At 50.1% G+C, this 18,724-nt stretch carries 16 protein-coding genes, 1 tRNA gene and 1 pseudogene; 16 read left to right on the top strand and 2 right to left on the bottom strand.

The features are described 5' to 3' along the window. Positions 1–13: 13 nt before the first annotated feature. From acpS to C3406_RS06685, 15 genes and pseudogenes are all read left to right on the top strand, one after another. Positions 14–382, top strand: coding sequence for a holo-ACP synthase (gene acpS, locus C3406_RS06755; RefSeq protein ID WP_103822844.1), 369 nt, complete (start codon positions 14–16; stop codon positions 380–382). Positions 383–396: 14 nt separating this feature from the next. Further along, complete coding sequence (locus C3406_RS06750; protein WP_146052345.1) at positions 397–1,158, top strand: SDR family oxidoreductase; 762 nt, start codon at positions 397–399, stop codon at positions 1,156–1,158. 3 nt (positions 1,159–1,161) lie between these two features. Beyond that, the gene (locus C3406_RS06745; protein ID WP_103822842.1) at positions 1,162–1,710 is read left to right on the top strand and encodes a hotdog family protein; all 549 of its coding nucleotides are present in this window, start codon (positions 1,162–1,164) and stop codon (positions 1,708–1,710) included. Between the two features lie 20 nt (positions 1,711–1,730). Continuing rightward, positions 1,731–2,012, top strand: coding sequence for a phosphopantetheine-binding protein (locus C3406_RS06740; RefSeq protein WP_146052344.1), 282 nt, complete (start codon positions 1,731–1,733; stop codon positions 2,010–2,012). A 28-nt stretch (positions 2,013–2,040) separates the two neighbouring features. Then, complete coding sequence (locus C3406_RS06735; protein WP_103822841.1) at positions 2,041–3,204, top strand: aminomethyl transferase family protein; 1,164 nt, start codon at positions 2,041–2,043, stop codon at positions 3,202–3,204. A gap of 95 nt (positions 3,205–3,299) precedes the next feature. Next, positions 3,300–5,858: a beta-ketoacyl-[acyl-carrier-protein] synthase family protein gene (locus tag C3406_RS06730; protein WP_103822840.1), complete on the top strand. Its 2,559-nt coding sequence runs from the start codon at positions 3,300–3,302 to the stop codon at positions 5,856–5,858. 4 nt (positions 5,859–5,862) lie between these two features. Beyond that, positions 5,863–7,073, top strand: a pseudogene (locus C3406_RS06725) (beta-ketoacyl synthase N-terminal-like domain-containing protein). Between the two features lie 14 nt (positions 7,074–7,087). After that, complete coding sequence (locus C3406_RS06720; RefSeq protein ID WP_103822839.1) at positions 7,088–8,038, top strand: ATP-binding protein; 951 nt, start codon at positions 7,088–7,090, stop codon at positions 8,036–8,038. Between the two features lie 10 nt (positions 8,039–8,048). Further along, positions 8,049–8,756: an ABC transporter ATP-binding protein gene (locus C3406_RS06715; RefSeq protein WP_103822838.1), complete on the top strand. Its 708-nt coding sequence runs from the start codon at positions 8,049–8,051 to the stop codon at positions 8,754–8,756. Beyond that, a complete protein-coding gene (locus tag C3406_RS06710) occupies positions 8,740–9,384 on the top strand; it encodes a hypothetical protein (protein WP_103822837.1) in 645 nt (214 codons plus the stop codon). Before C3406_RS06715 ends, C3406_RS06710 begins: the two co-directional genes overlap by 17 nt. Then, positions 9,385–10,695 (top strand): ABC transporter permease, encoded by a 1,311-nt coding sequence (locus C3406_RS06705; protein WP_103822836.1) that lies wholly within the window; start codon positions 9,385–9,387, stop codon positions 10,693–10,695. Between the two features lie 9 nt (positions 10,696–10,704). Beyond that, positions 10,705–11,493: an outer membrane lipoprotein-sorting protein gene (locus C3406_RS06700; protein WP_103822835.1), complete on the top strand. Its 789-nt coding sequence runs from the start codon at positions 10,705–10,707 to the stop codon at positions 11,491–11,493. Further along, positions 11,490–12,878, top strand: coding sequence for a hypothetical protein (locus tag C3406_RS06695; RefSeq protein ID WP_103822834.1), 1,389 nt, complete (start codon positions 11,490–11,492; stop codon positions 12,876–12,878). The genes C3406_RS06700 and C3406_RS06695 overlap by 4 nt, the downstream gene beginning before the upstream one ends. Positions 12,879–12,894: 16 nt before the next feature. Then, on the top strand, positions 12,895–13,821 hold the full coding sequence (locus C3406_RS06690; RefSeq protein ID WP_476629929.1) for an ACP S-malonyltransferase: 927 nt from the start codon (positions 12,895–12,897) through the stop codon (positions 13,819–13,821). 10 nt (positions 13,822–13,831) lie between these two features. Then, positions 13,832–14,833, top strand: coding sequence for a hypothetical protein (locus C3406_RS06685; protein ID WP_103822832.1), 1,002 nt, complete (start codon positions 13,832–13,834; stop codon positions 14,831–14,833). A 465-nt stretch (positions 14,834–15,298) separates the two neighbouring features. On the opposite strand, the gene C3406_RS06675 is transcribed toward C3406_RS06685, so the two are convergent. Both C3406_RS06675 and C3406_RS06670 read right to left on the bottom strand, forming a co-directional pair. Continuing rightward, positions 15,299–15,374, bottom strand: a tRNA-Phe gene (locus tag C3406_RS06675). A gap of 95 nt (positions 15,375–15,469) precedes the next feature. Beyond that, entirely contained in the window at positions 15,470–16,180 is a 711-nt protein-coding gene (locus tag C3406_RS06670; protein ID WP_103822831.1) for a DUF554 domain-containing protein, read from the bottom strand. 398 nt (positions 16,181–16,578) lie between these two features. Between C3406_RS06670 and C3406_RS06665 the strand changes: the two genes are divergently transcribed. Next, the gene (locus tag C3406_RS06665; RefSeq protein WP_103826477.1) at positions 16,579–18,714 is read left to right on the top strand and encodes an ornithine decarboxylase; all 2,136 of its coding nucleotides are present in this window, start codon (positions 16,579–16,581) and stop codon (positions 18,712–18,714) included. The last annotated feature ends 10 nt before the right edge of the window (positions 18,715–18,724 follow it).

Genomic DNA, 18,724 nt, shown 5'->3' with positions numbered 1-18,724 from the left:
GATTAGCGGTATCATGCGTATCGGTACGGATATAGTAGAAGTTACGCGTATTAGCCGGGCGATTGGTCACGGTGACAGTGGCTTTCTTGCGCGCGTTTATACGGAACAAGAAATAATTAAAATTAATATGGCTGACCCCGATTATGAGCGGGCTTCTGGATTTTGGGCGGCGAAAGAGGCTGCAGTAAAGGCGCTCGGATATGGTTTTCGCGATGGCATTAAATTTCATGATATTGAAATTATTCATGATGAATATGGCTGTCCGCATTTTAATTTTACGGGAAGAATGAAAGAGATGCTCGATGAGAAAGGTCTCACTCAATCGTCCCTCAGCATCTCACATTGTCGGACCCATGCCATAGCGGCAGTGGTTCTTTATTAACTTAATGGTTCTCCCTGACTATGTACAAGTTTAATGATCTTAATGAAAAAGCGGTTCTTGTAACTGGAGCCAGTGGCGATATCGGTCTTGCGATCTGTGCCAAGTTCCTTGACCAGAACTGCTGTGTCTATGCGTTATATAATTCAAACCCGGTACAGTTGATGGAGTTGAAAGAGACGCATCCGGCAGGACATAACATGCATGTTTTACAATGCGATTTGGCCGACCCGCAAAGCGTTACTGCGTTATGCCTTCACCTCTCTGAAGTTGCCGGTAAGATCGATGTACTGGTCAATAACGCCGGTATTGTCAAAGATGCCCTCTTTGCTTCGATGAGTTTTGAAGACTTTAGCCAGGTTGTGGAAACGAATCTGTTCAGTATTTTCCGCCTGACCAAAGAAGCGATGAGTCTGCTCCGCTCCTCTGAAAGCCCGGCGATTGTAAATGTGTCGTCGATTGCGGCCATTGTCCCAAGTGTCGGCCAGATTAATTACAGCGCCTCAAAAGCGGCCATCCTTGGTTTCACCCGAACGCTGGCTGCGGAAGTGGCTCATTTCGGTGTGCGCGTAAATGCTGTAGCTCCAGGGATGATTGAATCCAAAATGGTTAAAAAAGTTTCGCGCACCGTGGTGCGTGGCGTCACCCAATCCATTCCATTACGCCGTCTGGGCAAATGCGAAGAGGTTGCCAATACCATTGTCTGGTTAAGCTCATCTGCTTCAAGTTATATCGTTGGCCAGACCATCGTCATCGATGGCGGCCTGGTTATGCGGTGATTTATGTCTAAATACAGTATTCCTTCGAAGATATTTCTTGAAATGGGGGGCTGGCGCCAGCCCCTGATGATGGTCGACAGAATTGATGACTTCAAATATGGCGAAAACGGTTATGTAAAGGTAGTTAAACACGTAACGTATAACGACCCATATTTGTTGGGGCATTTTCCGGACGATCCGATTATGCCCGGTGTGATTATTTCTGAGATTTTTGGGCAGGCTAGTGAGTATCTCTCGTTCTTTACGGATATCTGCGATATCTACGCCGAGCGTTATAACGAAGAGCTGAGATCGCTGCGGGATATCCATGCGCGTATTACCAGTAATGAAATGCTGGAAATTATCCGCACCCGCCGTGCTCAGGTTCGGGGTGTTCTCGCAGCACAAAATCTGAAGTTTAAAGAGATCGCTTATCCTGGCGACTCGATTGAAGTTACCAGTAAATTGGCTTTTTCTGACAGTAACGGCTTTAAGCACTACGCCGTTACGGCCAACGTCGGCAAAAAGCTGATAAGCCACGGAACCATTATTAACTTCCGTGAAATATATTAATCCTATAAGGGGCTTGAATCATGTCTACTATGAATGACGATATTGAACTGCGCAAAAAGGTTTTGCTGACGATTAAAACCGAAATCATTCAGCGACTGAATATCCAACGCGATGTATCACAGATTGATGATGACACTGCGCTGTTTGGCAATGGCCTGAAACTGGACTCCGTGGATGCGACAGAGATTGTTGTGTTGTTGGATAAAGTTTTCGATATTAAGGTGAGCGAAAGCGATGACCCATCTTATATGCGAAGCATTAATAGCCTGGCAACATTTGTCATCCAGAAGCAAAACGCTTAACAGGATTAGCGCTTAAAAGGAATTTTGCATGAAATCTCTTTCTGATATTCACTCAAAAAACAACGCCATCCTGGGCGTTTACAATAATCAATCCGTTCCGTCTGCATATCATGATCCGCTTGTTGAATATAAAGCCGTACGTGAAAATGCACTGCTGGTAGATTATTCACATATGTCGATTGTCAGCGTGATGGGTGAAGATGCCTGGATGCTGGTTAACAATCTGGTTTCTGCGGACATTTCTATCATTCGTGATGAGCAGGGAATTTACTCTCTTGTGCTTAATGAAGATGGCACAGTGCGCGGCGACGTCTATGTGCTTTGCACCTCTGACGGCTATTACATCATGTCGGAAGAACTCCCGGCAGCGGAGATTATCGCGAGCCTGAATAAACTCCTTGAAAAAGCGGATGAACTGGATATCCAGGAAACGCCAGAGATCCAGGATATGCGTGAGGAGAACTGGGGCGCAATTATGCTCGAGGGACCATATTCATGGGAGATGATGTCAGAAATTCACGGTTTCGATATTATCGGTCTGCCTTATTATGAGTACATGAATACTGATGAGGGATTGATCATCTTCCGCTGTGGGAAACATGGCGAATTTGCTTACACCCTTATTGGTCAACAAGAACAGCTGGTTGAGCAGTGGTTGAAGCTGCTTGAAATCGGCGAGAAGTATCTGATGCAAACCGGTGGTCTGGATTATCAGAAACTGGTGCGAGTGGAAAACCCAGGCTGGAATGCGGCGTTTTACGCTGAATATGGCCTGAATCCTGTCGAATTGCAGATGCAGTGGGCCGTCCAGTACGACAAAGAGAGTTTTGTCGGTAAAGAAGCGGCAGAAGCGTTATCCCACAGCTGCGTTAAGCACAAGATCATTGCCATGATCGTTGAAGGTGAATGTGCTGGCGTTGAGGCTGGCGACACCGTCTTAGCCGAGGGGCAGGCTGTAGGTAAAGTCATTAAAGCCATCTTCTCTCCTGCCCTGCAATGCTTCATTGCTCTGACGCTTTTGGATTACGACTACGCCTGGTCAGATATTAGCGGTTACGCCATTCAAACTAATACAGAAGTCGTCGAGGCAAAAACCAAAAGCATGCCATTTATTTATAACCTGAGCATGCTGGTGAACCCGACCGAGCACAGCTTTGTTGATGCCTCAAAAAACAAAAGTGCTTTGAATTAAATAACAGACCAGCGTACAGAAAAATAAGCGGATGCCATCATCCGGTTAGTTATCTGTGCGCTGTCAATTCTCTGTAAATATTGGTAGTAACACTTATGAAAATAAGCAGAAAAAGAGTTGTCATTACCGGGATGGGAATCCTGTCATCTCTGGCTGAAAATATGCAGGACTTCAGAGAGGCTCTTCTGAATAAACGCAATGGCGTCGCGGATAGTGAGCGCTTTGCAAAATGGTTTGAAGGGGCAAGAGCTGCTGAAGTTTTGCATGATATCGATTATTCGGAACTCCCGGAAGGCATTGTTGAATCACTCGATAACGCTGCGCTTTGGGCATACAAAGTGGGCAAAGATGCGTTAAACCAGGCTGGCCTGCTAGGAAAGAAAGCCGATCTCAAAGAGACCGGGATGATCGTGGGTGTCTCTTCAGCAGGAACGGAAGCCTTTTTGCCGCTCTTTGAGCAGCGAATTGCTGATTTCTCTTTACGAAAAGCGCTTTTTTCGGGGGGCTTCTCTTCCTGCTGTTCCAGCGTATCCACGCTGCTCGGCCTGAAAGGCGGCGTAGAGCTGGTTGCTACCGCCTGTACCGCCAGCCCTAACGCAATCGGCATGGCGTTTGACTATATCCAGAACGGCAAGAGTAAAACGATGCTGGCCGTCGGCACGGAGCCTATCTACCTGCCGACCTTTGCGGGCTTCTATGCGCTGAACGTGATGCATCCGGAAACCTGTACGCCATTCTCTGGGCAGTCTGGGATGTCTATCGGCGAAGGTGCAGGGGCCGTTGTACTGGAAGAGTACGAACATGCCGTTGCCCGCGGCGCCACCATTTATGGTGAAATTCTCTCTTACGCTACCTCCTGCGACGCATTCCACGAAACCGGGCCCGATCCTCGTGCCAGCGGTGCCGTGCAGGTGATGTATAAAGCGATGGAGAATGCTGGCGTCACGCCGGACCAGATTGAGTACGTTAACGCGCATGGCACCGGTACTGAAGCGAACGATCGCATCGAAACGATGGCGATGAAAAAGGTCTTCGCTAACAACGAGAAGCTATTAGTCAGTTCTACAAAATCCTACTTTGGCCACAACATTGGTGCGGCAGGGATTGTTGAACTGATTGCTTGCCTGGCTACGCTGCCAGATAAACGCGTTCTGCCAACGTTGAATTTCTCCAAAGCACGCCCTAACTGCGATCTTGATTACGTACCGAATGAGTTCCGTGATCAAAAAATCAACGTGTTCATGAAGAACAACTATGCCTTCGGCGGCAATAACTGCTGCATGATCCTGAGCATGGAGCCTTGTACTGTTCCGGTCACATCCTACGACAGCAAGCGAGTAGCAATTTCAGGCGTAGGGGTTATTTCGGCGATTGGTCATTCGCTCAACGAAATCCTTGAAGGCGTCTGGCAGCGCAATAACAAGGTCGAGCTGAGCGGCGTTACGTTCCCTGAAGATACGCTGGAAGAAGCCAAAGAGTTGCTCAGTGTTCTGGATAACTCCAGTCAGTTTGCCGAACTGTTTGGTGAGGAATATAGCTTCAGCAGTGCAAAACTGCCGGAAGAGGAAGAGAACTTTAAAACCTTCCAGGTGACCGGTCTGGAGCCGCGCAAACATCTCCGTCGTTTCGATCCGCGTAAAGCCACGCGTGGCGGCACCTTTGCCCTTATCGCGTTGAACGAAGCGCTGGAACAGGCGAAGCGGAAAATCAAACGCGATGGCGATCAGCTTGGGATGATCATGGGGATGTCCCGTGGTCCGCAGGAAACGACGTATAAATACCTGCAAAGCCTGAAACCCGATCCACGTAAGGTGCGGACTTCAGAGTTCCCGGGCTCGCTGATGAACTCGATCCCAACCTTCTGCGGCATTTCCGAAGGGATTAAGGGCTACACGACCACGCTGGCGACCGGCGAGAATGCGGCATTAGGTGCCCTGACCTACGGTTATGAAATTGTGCGTCAGAATTTGCAACCACAGGTTATTGTCGGTGGGGCAGATGAGTATTTCCCGTCGATGTCGCTCTATATGGACGCGGTAACGCAAAAAATCCATATGACCTCTAATGCCAGCGACTATCAAATCTATGGCAAAGAGCCAAAAGGTTATGTACCTGGCGAAGGGGCGTGCATGCTGGTGCTGGAAGATCCGCAAACGGCGGCAGCGCGCGGCGCTGACGTCCTGGCGGAAGTGGTGGGGTACGGTAAATCCTGCAGCAACAGCTTCTTTGATGCCTCAATGATTGATGAAAAATCAGATGCCATGGCGCTGGCTATTGAGCGCGCGTTGGCTGATGCAGGCATCACGGCACAAGAGATCGATCTGGTCTGCGGCACCAGCAATGGCAATGTCGACAGCGCCCAGGTTGAAATCTCTGCTATTTGCAAAACACTTATCGACGCCAATCCGAACGTGCCGGTCGTTAACTACAATGCCTGCTTCGGTTTTGTTCCTTCTGCTGCCGGTTTACTCAATCTCGCCGTCATTATTGACTGCTTTAAGAAACAGTCTGTTCCCGCCATTCCTTATACCGAGGAGTTTTTCGATCAGCGAATTAACTTTGTTCGCGAACCGTTACGTCTTGCGCTTAAGCACGTCTTACTTGTTGGCGCAACGGAAGGCGGGAACTACTACGCGTTTGTGATTAAAGGATAATATTGTGAATAATGCCGCTATCATTTCAGGTTTCAGTTGTTGTTTGTCATTTGCTGAATACAGTACTCAGTTAATTGAACGTCTAAAGCAAGGGGCACGTGTTGACAGAAAACCCTGGTTTGCATCTGATGAAGAAGCAATTAAATGTGGTTTTGACAGTAATAAATATGTCGGCAGACTGAAGCACTTAGAAGATCGCGCATTAGAACAGGTTTATGACCTGATAGAAAAAACGCTCGACCAGGCAATGCTGAGTACGCAATGCCTGGCGGGCGATAACGTCCGGGTCTACCTTACCGGTATTGGTCCGCGCGTGGACGCTATTCATTATAATTCTCTTTATAATAAGAGTGACGTCGAAGATATTGTTTTCGTTAAATCGCTGGCGAAGTTGAATGCAGCGAATATGTCGCAGGATATGTTCTCCGGTAATGTTGCACGTAAATATCACCTACGATATTTACCGCCCAATATGAACTGCACCAGTAATTCATCGTTAACGGCGATTCATCTTGGTTGCCAGGCTATTGAGCATGGCGGGGTTGATTTAGTTCTGGTTGTAAATTGCTCCCAGATTACCACGCAGGATATCTGGTTTCTTGAAACCCAGTCTATGCTGGACAGCCATCTGGTTCAGCCGTTTGGTGAAAACAGCAAAGGCGTACTCTTTTCTGAAGGGTTTAGCGCTCTGCTGCTGGAAAGCGCCAGTCATCGCCAGGCCAGGGGCGTAAAGGGAGGCATAAGTCTGCAAACGGCCTACACACAGATCAGCGCGCGCAGAAGTAATGACATTACCTGGCTTAGTAGCAGTATGTTTAAAGTTATGCAGAAAGCCGTTAAAATGCTGATGTTAATCCGGAAGACCTGTGCGCTATTATTCCTCACGCTAACGGCTCTTCATTAAGCGATAAAGCGGAAGCAAATGCGATAGGCATGTTCACCGATGGCCATGTCATCCCCGTTCTTGCCTGGAAAGGACAGGTGGGATATACCCCTACGGGTTCAGGTATTGTTGATTTAATTATTGGTCATCATTCACTGACCCATAATGAGCTCATTTCTGCGGTAAGCAACGACACGATTATCGATGCCATGGCGCCGTATCTCCTGGTCGATTGCGGTGTCATTAAACATGATAAAAAACATCTGCTGAAAACAGGTGTGGGCGTTGATGGTTCTATTATTAGCGCGGTATTAACGCAGCTCGATAAATAAAAAGGAAGAGTTGAATGTATTTATCCTCATTTGCGCTTATCGAGCCAGAAGACAAGTTTTATTTCTACCAGCCCAGCTGGTTAAATGCCCGGGAAGCCAATCTGTATCATCAGGGATTGCAAAACACCCATGCTGCAGGCTGGGGTTTTAAACGTTTCGGAACCGATCCGGAGATCTATCCCGGAGAGATGATCCGTAATCCGAAATACAGCGATTACATCGAAGCGATTGAGCAGGTCGGCGACAATGCTCTGCAATCCCTCTCGCCTAAAGAACGTGTGAAGCTGCTGAAGTCCCGGACGGCATTTATCTACGCGGATTCCTGGGGCGAGTCTGGCCTGTTTGAGAATACCGACAGCGCCTTGCACATCTCAATGATCGATACGCTGCCAAAGAATCTGGTGAAAAAATTTGCGATCAGCGAGCCGACTTGCAAAATTCGCGGCGAGAAACAGGCATTTACCCAGGCAATGCGTGTAGCGCAGGATTATTTGCGCTGGGACGTGTTTGATTACGTGGTGATATGTGCCGCATACCGCGCGGTGTTATCGCTCGTTTTTTCTGACGAAGGTAGCGAACATACGCGCCTGCCAGCCCGCGCGAAGAGTACAGATAACCTCAACTTAACGGTGGAACGTACCGGTTGCTTTATTTTCAGTCAGCATAAAAGCGACATCCGCGTGAGTGGAAATAAATATGTTATGGCCGACAAAATTGAACACACAGGCGAAATTGACCAGTTCGCTTTCGCCGGCCTGCGTAAAGATCTGCTGATCCGTTCAGACTTATCACAAACTGACACGCTCGATCTCGTTGATATCTACGGCAACAGCGGTTGTTTGACCCCTGCACTGAGTTTTGAATATCTGAACCGGCATCCTATTGAAACGGGAAAATTACGAACCATCATTCCCGATCGCCTTACTGGTTACAGCTATTTCGATATTGAATTTTGTAAGGAGTAACACCAGCGCGATGAGTGGAATAATTAAAGAACTCCCGGTAATTGCTTTAAATAACATCTACAAAAGCTACGGCACCGGTGAGGGGAAAGTTGAAGCGCTGAAAGATATTAATCTTGAGATAGCGAAAGGGGAGTTCCTGGCGCTGTGTGGCCCTTCCGGCAGCGGTAAGAGTACGTTATTAAACGTTCTTTCCGGCATTGATAAACCGACTGCCGGAACCGTGATGTTTTTGAAAAAATTGCTGAATACAATGCCAGAAGAGCAACTGTCGGTCATCCGCGGCAAGCATCTGGGCTTTATTTTTCAGTTTTTTAATCTGATGCCGGTATTAAACGCGTTCGATAACGTGTTTTTCCCTCTTGCGTTGAATGGCCACTTTACTAAAAAAGAGGCGAAAGAGAGGGCGCTGCATTTTCTTGATAGCGTGGGGCTGGCCGGCTTTATCGATCGCAAACCGGGGCAACTGTCGGGCGGGCAGCAACAGCGCGTGGCGATTGCAAGGGCGTTGGCCCATGAGCCACAGGTTGTTATTGCCGATGAGCCCACCGGGAATCTCGATCTGGCAACGGGCGAGGCGATTCTGGATTTAATGCTGAAAATTAATCAGGAAACCCGTACTACGTTCATTATTTCAACGCACTCAAGCCAGTTAAAAGAGCGCGCAAACAGGGTGGTTGAAATCAAAGATGGAGAACTGGTTGATGCAACTGAAGCGTAATTATTTGACTCTGTGCTGGTGCCTGCTCTGTGCAATATTCAGCGGTTCGACGCTGGCTTCAACCGTTCCGACAGTAGAGAAAATCATGCAGAGCGGTTTTCCGGCACATCCTGAGGCGCTGGCAAAGGTAAATGATGAATTATTCGCAGAGTATGTCGCGAATAAAAACGTCACATCGCTGATTTTTTACGCCTACGGCATCCTGCGTCTGGCGGAACATTACTCTACCGCCAATGACTTTATCCATGCTTACGAATATGCCAGGACCGGCTTTTTCTATCTCGACGAAGCGGTTGATAGTCATGAGGATAACCTGCTTGTGCGTTACTTACGCGCGCGGGTAGATGCCTATACGGCAGGGAGTGGCCGCTGCGTGGTGACGCTTAAGGATACGGCGATCATGCTGGAACAGCGCCCGGCACTCAACGCAGGACTGATCGAGCATATAAACGCAATGCGCTATCGCGCGCTGCTGAACTGTCAGGAGCCGCAAAAGGCCAACGAGGTTCTGGCGCAGCTCAGGCAGCAAAACCCCGGCGCAGCAGATTCGCTGATTTCTGATACTGCACCGCTTTGGGATATGAATGAAGTCACGCAGGTATTAATACCGATGGTAAAAGGGAACTAAATGTCCAGGGAAGTTTTATTCATCAACATCATCGTTGCGCTGATTCTGCTCTTCGTCCTCGGGTGCGTGCTGTTTCGCTTCCGGGATGTGAAGTTTGCATTTTTAAACCTTTTTCGCCACAAGCGTCGCTCTTTTTCAACGATTGCCGCGATTGTGCTGGGCGGCGTGTCGATATTTCTCTATGGCGGATTCATCGACTATTCATTCTGGATCCTGAAAGAGCAGACGATCCGCACCAACATTGGCCATGTGCAGATCTACAACCAAAATTACTTTGAGACATCGAATAAAAATAAAAGCCTGATTGAAAATTATACTCAGCTGAAACAGGCCATTCTGGAGACGCCCGAACTGGCCGAAAATATTTCGACCCTCTCCGGGCAGCTGGAGTTTACCGGTGTGATCTCGCAGTACGAGAATGAAACCTCCAGCTATTTTTCCGGGCTGGGTATTGAAGCGTTACCGGCATTAAAGTTGGGGTCTTTTGACAAAATTATCTCCGGCAGCGATCTATCGCGTATCCGGGCCGACGAAATTACGCTGGGTAGCGGGTTGGCGAAAACGCTTAATACGAAGTATGACGACTGGCTGGATGCCATGGTGGTTAACACCAGAGGGGGGCAGGGTGCCTTGTCACTCAAGGTGAGAGGCATTTTTGCGTCAGGTATTAAAGACTATGATGATGTGGCTATGAAGCTGCCGTTGGCTACCGCCCAGCGTATTATGGGCACAGATGGCGTAAGTAAGGTGTTGATCCTGCTAAAGGATGACGATAGCGCCGCCTTCGCTGCGAAATTGCGCCAGTTTATTGCCCGTCACCAACTTCCCCTGATTGTAAAAGAGTGGAAAGAGGTCTCTCTCTTTTATCAACAGGTAGAGGGGCTGCTGTCCGGTATCTACTTCTTTATTAAGCTCATTGTCGCCCTGATCGTAATTTTTATGATTAGCAACGCGATGACCATGAATATCATTGAGCGTACACGCGAAATTACAACGCTCAGGGCTATCGGTTTAAAACCGCTCCGCGTCACGCGTCTCTTCTTCCTGGAGGGGATCTTCGTGGGTATCACCGGTGCGATTGGGAGTCTGACGCTGGGGCTTATTATTGCCTCGGTTATCAATTTGTATGGTATTGAAATGCCGCCTTCACCGGGCCAGACGACGGGATATACCGCATTTATCAAAACCAACAGCCCTTCGCTTATCTGGATCACCCTGGTTTTGCCAATATTAACCGCCACGGGAGCGTCAATCCTTCCGGCTTTGCGCGCATCAAGACTCAATATTTCGGATGCTTTTAAATTTTCGTAAGGATACGAAATGAACACAGTACTTATCAGGCGAGCACTTTCCGGCTTGTGGCTCTTTTCAGCATGCGTGTTGGCAACATCTGTTGATAACAATGCGCTGGAAATCATTCGTCGGGCTGATGAAGTGCGCTCGCCGAACAAACCTTTTCGCTATACCACCACCATAACGGAATACAAGGATGGCGTAGCAAAGCCGGACGCTAAGCAGGTTCTGGATATTTCTATGCGATTTATGAAGCCTGAAGGTGAAACCAGGGCTGATGCCCGTTCACTGGCGCGCTTCATCTATCCCCCGCGCGATAAAGGAAAGGTACTGCTCTCAGACTGGTATGACTTATGGTTCTATACGCCTGAACTGCGTCGTCCTATCTCCGTTTCGCGCCAGCAAAGGCTGATTGGGCAAATCTCCAATGGCGATGTGATTGTCACCAACTTCGAATATGCCTACGACGCCACGCTGTTAGGGCAAGAGCCCTGCGGAGATAAACGCTGTTATAAGCTCTCTCTGACGCGTAAATCCCCGGAAGTGACCTGGCCAAAGGTGATGTACTACGTCGAGACGGACGGCGACAATCGTCCTTATAAAGCGGCGTATTATTCACTGGATGACAAATTACTGAAGGAAGTGCTTTACCAGGATTTCCGGATGGTGCTGGGCAAAATGCGGCCGACAAAAATCGTGGTGCAGGAGGCCCGCCATGATAAAAGCTACTCCGTGATGGAGTACAGCGACGTGCGTCTGGAGTCCTTGCCGGAATACCACTTTACCCGGGAATATATTCAGCGAGGGGCAAAATGAGAACCTCTCTGAACACGATACCGCTGCTACTGCTCATGCTCTCATTCGATCTGTGGGCAGACTGTTTGACCGGCGCCGATGTGGCAAAAAGCACGGATGTAACCCTATTCGAACAGGTTTCCCACGTTAACAGGCAGGCTTTAGTCTGGCGGATTAACGGCAAAAACCCCTATACCCAAAACAATACGTTTAACAATCTCGGCCTCAAGCTCAGCGGCGGATGCTCGGTGATTGATAACAAGCTGGCCCTTGATTACACGCTGTACGGGTTGACTTACTACTCTGTGCATACTCCCGGCAAATTTGAGGAGGATGATCATCGTTCGCGTGCGCTGATCGATCGGCTCAGTCTCGTTTACACGATCTCCGAAAGCATCCTGTTGGAGGCGGGTAAGCTCATAGCTAAACCGGGGCTGTTTTTATTACGTTCACCCTCCGCGTTGCATCGCGCCTATTCGGCAAGTTTTAAGTCCACACGACTCTACGATCCATCAATGGCTGCGGGATATGAGGAGTCGCCATGGGCGGCCAAACTCTCAGCAGATACCCGCGACTGGTCGCTGTCGCTGACCGTGGTACCAAAGCTGGCGGATATTGACAGACGTTATGAGTCCGCGGGCAACTGGTCTGCGGATCAGCGCAGCAACAGCAGTGAAGAGTACCTGTTGAGCTATACCGACAATCGCTTCGGTGACTACACGCCTACGTTCAACCTGAAGCTGGGAGACAGTCACTCGCTGGCGATGGCGAACAGCTATAGCTACAGCCCACAACTGGTACTTAATGCCGAAGTGGCTTACCACGCCGAACAGCAATGGCGACATCTGTCGGAGCAGAACGCTGCGAAAGTAGAGAATTACCAGTTTCCTTCCTCGCTCTATAGCACCAGACAGAAAGAGGGCGTCGAACTGGCCGTGGGGGGGCAATATACGTCAGACAACTTCAGCGTGTACGGCCTGGAATATTATTTTCAGAGCGAGGGATATTCCCGCGCGCAGTGGCGTAAACAGACCGATCTCATTTCGTTCCTTAATACGCGCACCGGATATAGCGTTGTGGATCGGGCGTTTGACTCATACAAATACCTGATGGCATCGGAGATCAGTAACACCGGCAGCAAAGGAATGTTGCAAGGCAAGCACTACCTCAACGCCTGGGCCAGCCTGCTGTCAGACGATCAATCCAGATTGCAGCCTTATCTGACAGTCAATCTGATGGATAGCAGCGCTATGTTCGGTGTGCATTACAGCACGCCGTTAAACAGCATTGATGAAAGGCTTGAAGCCTATACCGGGGTATTTACCTCACAAGGAAGCTCAGACTCTGAATTTGCGCTCTTCGGTGACACGCTGGGCGTTTATTTAGGTTTTAAATATTATTTATAAGGGAGTGGTTATGGCGATGAATACTCTTTCACAACCTGTGGTGGCCCTTTTTTCAGGGCAGGGTAATCCGGTAATTGGTATGGGGAGTGACGTGTGGGACAAGAGTGTCGCCACGAAGAATATCTGGGATTGTGCCAGCGATATTTCCGGCATGGATTTGCGGCGCCTCTGCCAGAAAGGCCCGATGAATCGACTGGTGCAAACGACAGTGCAACAGTTGGCCGTGACAGCCATCAATGTGACGCTCTATACCCTGTGCCGTGAGCGATATGAAAATATGCACATTGTCGGCTCCTGCGGCCATAGCGTGGGTGAATACAGCGCCCTGTATGCTGCTGGGGCGATCTCGCTGGAAACGCTGTTTCGCACCATTCACTTCCGCGCCAGCACCATGCATGAGGTGAGCACGAAGCACAAAGGCTCCATGCTGGCGCTGAAAGGGGTGAACTATGCAACCCTGAGCGAGATGATTGCCTCCTCAGGTATCGAACTGGATATCAGCTGTGATAACACGCCTAATCAACAGGTGATCGGCGGAGCGCCTTCTGCGTTAAGCGAATTTGCCAGAGTATTGGCGGACAACGGTCTCGACCCGGTGAAGCTCGGCGTCAGCGGTGCCTGGCACACCCGGTTGATGGCCGATGGCGTGCAGTTAATGCGCGACTTTTTAGCGGCTCAGGAATTCCATCCTGCGCAGCATGACGTGCTGATGAACGTAACGGCGCAGGCGACCTCCGATCCGGCGCAGATGAAAGAGAACCTCTCCCTGCATTTAACCCATAGCGTCAAGTGGACCGACAGCATGAAGCATTTTTTAAGCGGCCCGGTTGAAACCGTTTTTCTTGAGATCAGCAACAAAGCCTATCTTGGACAAATGCTTAATGATTTTGCCGGGTTTGATCCTGAGCGCGTTTTGCATTGTAGAAAAGTTCTGGCAATTTAAGAGTATTGATATGATTCCCGATTATTTACGGTTTATTCGTTTTCAGGATAGAATGATTCTGCTATTTATCTATCTGATTACGTTGATACTGCTGGGTTTTTACTGGAAAAACACGGACTTTACATTTACCCGCGATGATGCATGGGTGGTCAGTGCTATCTTTGCGCTGGTACTCCATAACTTTATTTTCGATCTTAAGGCTTACTGGGCATATAAATGCGTCGTCAAAAACATTGATTTGTCGTTCTTTAAAGATAAGACTAATAAGAAAATTGAGATAGTTATGTTTAAGCCTTTGGTGGCTGTAACGATCTCATTATTCATCTTTGGTGCATTATCCAGCACGCTTTTTTTGTTAACTACTCCGGGCATCGTGTTAATTCTTCTTGCCATGTTTGTCCCGCTGATAATCTGGGGAATGTTTGCCATCATTCGAAATGGCTATGTCAAACAGGTCGCGATTTCTTTTGTGGATAAAGTGAGGTGGAAGAGTCTCACCCGCTATATGCTACCGACCATGTTTATCGGCATTATCATGAACCTGCTGGTAATTGGTCCGCTGCGGCATAGTGAACAATTTGATTTCAACGGCGCTTATTTTACTCTTAAAGCCATTATTACAATGTGCGTTTTGTGTACCATCGTATTTGCGCTCAGTCTATTGTCACTGCTCATTTCAAAAAGATATGTATTTCTGGGTCATCTTTTTTTGAATGAAATTGATTTTACCTTCTCAAAGACGCTCCCCTGGCGTTCGCTTTATGACAAACCACACTGGCTACAGTTGGTGATACTACTGATTGTTGAAGCTATTTGGGTGACGGTGGTTGCGCTTCTGTTCGCCTTTGCAGAGTGGCAGGTTTGGTTTGAGATTTATTACCTGCTCTGTTATTTGCCGTTTTTCAGCTATTACATAATGCGTTGTTACTGGAAATGGCATAATGACTTTATTATGTCCTGCGATATGTATATCCGTTGGGGCGAGATCAGTAAACAAACCCGGCTGTGGTGATCAACATTATGCCGTCAGCTTCATGCTGGCGGCATAATAGCAACGCCTGTATAAGGCTAAAGATATTTTAGAAGGGAAGGGGTGTAACGCTCCAGAAGCCCAAAAGCAAAAACCCGCCTTTTGGGCGGGTTCTTTAAATAGTGGTGCCCGGACCCGGACTAACGCCGAAGGCGTTGAACAGCGCGCTTGCCGCGCTGGCCCCGAAGGGGTGAGCCGCTTGCGGCGAATAATCGAACGTAGTTCGATGAAGAGTCCGGCTCTCAGAAAGCAAAAACCCGCCTTTTGGGCGGGTTCTTTAAATAGTGGTGCCCGGACTCGGACTAACGCCGCAGGCGTTGAACAGCGCGCTTGCCGCGCTGGCCCCGAAGGGGTGAGCCGCTTGCGGCGAATAATCGAACATCGTTCGATGAAGAGTCCGGCTCTCCAAAAGCAAAAACCCGCCTTTTGGGCGGGTTCTTTAAATAGTGGTGCCCGGACTCGGAATCGAACCAAGGACACGGGGATTTTCAATCCCCTGCTCTACCGACTGAGCTATCCGGGCAACGGGGCGCATTAAACCCGATCTGCCTTCTGCCGTCAACGAAATTTGTTGATTTCGCTACTGACCGCACACTCTGTCACCACTTTGCTGCAATATCAGGCAAAAAACGCTGTCCACAGGGCAGAGAGCGGCATAGCGAGCACCAGCGCAGGCAGCATATTCACCACTGCAAACATCTTGATACCGCAGATCCGCAGCCCTGTCGCCAGCAGCAGCAGGCCGCCGACGGCGGTAAAGTCAGCCATCATCGCCGGGGTGGTCAGCGGGAGTATCAGCGTGGCGCAGGTTGCAAGTGCAAGCTGGATAAGCAGCATTGGCACGCAAATCGCGGAAACCGCGATACCCAGGGTGGTTGCAAAAATCGTTGCAGTAAAGAAATCCAGGAAGGATTTAGCGATAAGAATGCTGGGGTCGCCGGTCATCCCTTCGTGCATTGCGCCAAAAATCCCCGTGCCGCTGGCGCAAAACAGAATAATGATGGCGACATAGTTCTGGATATAGGCATCGTGACCACCGCCTTTCTGTTTACCCCGGGCGAGCAGATTTTTCGCTTTGCCAACGGCGTCGTTAATTCCTTTTTCCAGATAACAAAACTCGCCGATCAGCGCCCCAAGCAGTGTTGCCAGCACCATTACCGGCAGGTTGGCGCACTTGATGACCAGAAGAATGCCAATCCCCATAGAGGCAAGGCCGAAGATTGAGGGCATGGAGGAGCGAATACGCTCCGGTAATCGCTGGCTAAGCACGGCGCCAAGTACGCCGCCCAGCAGCACGGCTCCGGCATTAATGAACGGTCCTGTAACCACTATGAACTCCTGTTATTTAATCATTGATATTGCATTATTATTACTCTTTTCAGTGAGTAATCGCCAAGTTTAATCCCGTTTTCTGCATAATGATTCCTCCTTGCGCCCCCTGGCGAAAGGTGACATTATTGCGCGAATTTTCTCCTCTCAGATACAGGGCCGCCCATGAACAGACTCTCTCTCGCTGCGCGAATGGCTGGCCGTATCGACACATTCTATTCTACGCTCACCATGCGGTGAGGGTAACGCAGGCTCACTGCAGGACAACAGTAAAACCAGACGCGTTCTGTTTTTACTGATGTCTGGCGGTCGGAGCTGAACTCCGGTCAGACACATTCGTTGGGCAGGGGGACTCCCTGTCCGGGGCTTTTTCTCGCCTTGCACGGGTATTTGCGCTTATGAAATCAATGAAAATTGCCGTCAGCCGTGAGCTGGCCTCCGCCTTATCCACGCACCGGGAAGTGGTGACGCTGGATAACACCGATTTTACGGATGTGGCGGCAGTCGTCATTACCGTCGCTGAAAGCCGCAGCGGCATTCTCGCATTGCTGAAACGCACCGGTTTTCATTTGCCTGTTTATCTCTTCTCACCAGAGCCGGTAGAAGCGCCTGCGGGTGTCGATGCGGTAATCGACGGCAAGGCACAGGAGTGGCTAGAGCTGGAAGCGGCGGCCTGTCGTTACGAAGAGAACCTGCTGCCGCCGTTTTTCGACACCCTCAGACAGTATGTGGCGATGGACAACAGCACCTTTGCCTGTCCTGGGCACCAGCACGGCGCATTCTTTAAGAAGCATCCCGCTGGCCGTCAGTTTTTTGATTTCTTTGGCGAGAACGTCTTTCGTGCCGATATGTGCAACGCCGACGTCAAGCTCGGCGATCTGCTGATCCACGAAGGGTCTGCCAAACATGCGCAAAAGTTCGCGGCGAAAGTCTTCAACGCTGACAAGACCTATTTCGTGCTTAATGGTACTTCTGCCGCCAACAAGGTCGTGACCAACGCGCTGCTGACCCGTGGCGATCTGGTGCTGTTTGACCGCAACAACCATAAGTCCAACCATCATGGGGCGCTGATCCAGGCGGGTGCCACGCCGGTTTACCTCGAGGCGGCGCGTAACCCGTTTGGTTTTATTGGCGGCATTGATGACCGTTGTTTTGACGAGACGTACCTGCGGGAGCTGATCCGCGAAGTGGCGCCGGAAAAAGCCCATGAAGCGCGCCCGTTCCGCCTGGCGGTGATCCAGCTCGGCACCTATGACGGCACTATCTATAATGCCCGTCAGGTGATCGACAAGATTGGCCAACTGTGCGACTACATCCTCTTCGACTCGGCGTGGGTAGGCTACGAACAGTTTATCCCGATGATGGCCGACAGCTCCCCGCTGCTGCTGGACCTCAACGAGAACGATCCGGGGATCTTTGTCACCCAGTCGGTACATAAACAGCAGGCCGGATTCTCCCAGACCTCGCAGATCCACAAAAAGGACAACCATATCCGCGGCCAGGCGCGTTTCTGCCCGCATAAGCGCCTGAATAACGCCTTTATGCTGCATGCGTCGACCAGCCCGTTCTATCCGCTGTTTGCGGCCCTTGACGTGAACGCCAAAATCCACGAAGGGGAGAGCGGACGGCGGCTGTGGGCCGAATGCGTTGAGATGGGCATCGAGGCGCGCAAGGCGATTATCGCCAACTGCAAGATGATTAAGCCGTTTATCCCGCCGGTGGAGGCCGGGCGTCCGTGGCAGGATCATCCTACCCATGCGATTGCCAGCGAGCTGCGTTTCTTCAGCTTTGAACCGGGGGCGAAATGGCACGGCTTTGAGGGGTATGCCGAAGAGCAGTACTTTGTCGACCCGTGCAAGCTGCTGCTGACCACGCCGGGCATCGATGCGGAAAGTGGGGAGTACACTGACTTTGGCATTCCGGCGACCATTCTGGCGCACTACCTGCGCGAGAAAGGCATTGTTCCGGAGAAGTGCGATCTCAACTCCATTCTCTTCCTGCTCACCCCGGCGGAGAGCGCCGAGAAGATGGCGCAACTGGTGGCGATGTTGGGCCAGTTTGAACAGCACATTGAAGATGACACCCCGCTGGCAGATGTCCTGCCAACCATCTGGAACAAATATCCGGTGCGCTACCGCGACTACACGCTGCGTCAGCTTTGCCAGGAGATGCACGATCTGTATGTCAGCTTTGACGTGAAGGATCTGCAAAAGGCGATGTTCCGCAAAGAGAGCCTGCCTACCGTGGCGATGAACCCGCAGGATGCTAACCAGGCCTTTATTCGCGGTGACGTCGAGCTGGTGCGCATCAGCGAAGCCGAAGGGCGTATCGCGGCTGAAGGGGCATTGCCATACCCGCCAGGGGTGCTGTGCGTGGTGCCGGGCGAACTGTGGGGCGGGGCGGTGCAGCGTTACTTCCTGGCGCTGGAAGAGGGCGTCAATCTGTTACCCGGTTTTTCTCCGGAACTGCAGGGCGTTTACAGCGAAAAGGATGCGGACGGGATTAAGCGTTTGTACGGATATGTTCTGAAGTAAAAAAATCCCC

The organism is Leclercia sp. LSNIH8, assembly GCF_002920195.1.
GTDB lineage: Bacteria > Pseudomonadota > Gammaproteobacteria > Enterobacterales > Enterobacteriaceae > Enterobacter.
The sequence above is the reverse complement of the archived record's forward strand: the minus strand, read 5'-3'. Positions and strand labels throughout refer to the sequence as shown.

Bases quoted from the DNA above. Each gene is read 5' to 3' on its own strand.
- acpS (WP_103822844.1), top strand. From the start codon at position 14: ATGCGTATCGGTACGGATATAGTAGAAGTTACGCGTATTAGCCGGGCG.
- C3406_RS06745 (WP_103822842.1), top strand. From the start codon at position 1,162: ATGTCTAAATACAGTATTCCTTCGAAGATATTTCTTGAAATGGGGGGC.
- C3406_RS06740 (WP_146052344.1), top strand. From the start codon at position 1,731: ATGTCTACTATGAATGACGATATTGAACTGCGCAAAAAGGTTTTGCTG.
- C3406_RS06735 (WP_103822841.1), top strand. From the start codon at position 2,041: ATGAAATCTCTTTCTGATATTCACTCAAAAAACAACGCCATCCTGGGC.
- C3406_RS06730 (WP_103822840.1), top strand. From the start codon at position 3,300: ATGAAAATAAGCAGAAAAAGAGTTGTCATTACCGGGATGGGAATCCTG.
- C3406_RS06720 (WP_103822839.1), top strand. From the start codon at position 7,088: ATGTATTTATCCTCATTTGCGCTTATCGAGCCAGAAGACAAGTTTTAT.
- C3406_RS06715 (WP_103822838.1), top strand. From the start codon at position 8,049: ATGAGTGGAATAATTAAAGAACTCCCGGTAATTGCTTTAAATAACATC.
- C3406_RS06710 (WP_103822837.1), top strand. From the start codon at position 8,740: ATGCAACTGAAGCGTAATTATTTGACTCTGTGCTGGTGCCTGCTCTGT.
- C3406_RS06705 (WP_103822836.1), top strand. From the start codon at position 9,385: ATGTCCAGGGAAGTTTTATTCATCAACATCATCGTTGCGCTGATTCTG.
- C3406_RS06700 (WP_103822835.1), top strand. From the start codon at position 10,705: ATGAACACAGTACTTATCAGGCGAGCACTTTCCGGCTTGTGGCTCTTT.
- C3406_RS06695 (WP_103822834.1), top strand. From the start codon at position 11,490: ATGAGAACCTCTCTGAACACGATACCGCTGCTACTGCTCATGCTCTCA.
- C3406_RS06690 (WP_476629929.1), top strand. From the start codon at position 12,895: ATGAATACTCTTTCACAACCTGTGGTGGCCCTTTTTTCAGGGCAGGGT.
- C3406_RS06685 (WP_103822832.1), top strand. From the start codon at position 13,832: ATGATTCCCGATTATTTACGGTTTATTCGTTTTCAGGATAGAATGATT.
- C3406_RS06665 (WP_103826477.1), top strand. From the start codon at position 16,579: ATGAAATCAATGAAAATTGCCGTCAGCCGTGAGCTGGCCTCCGCCTTA.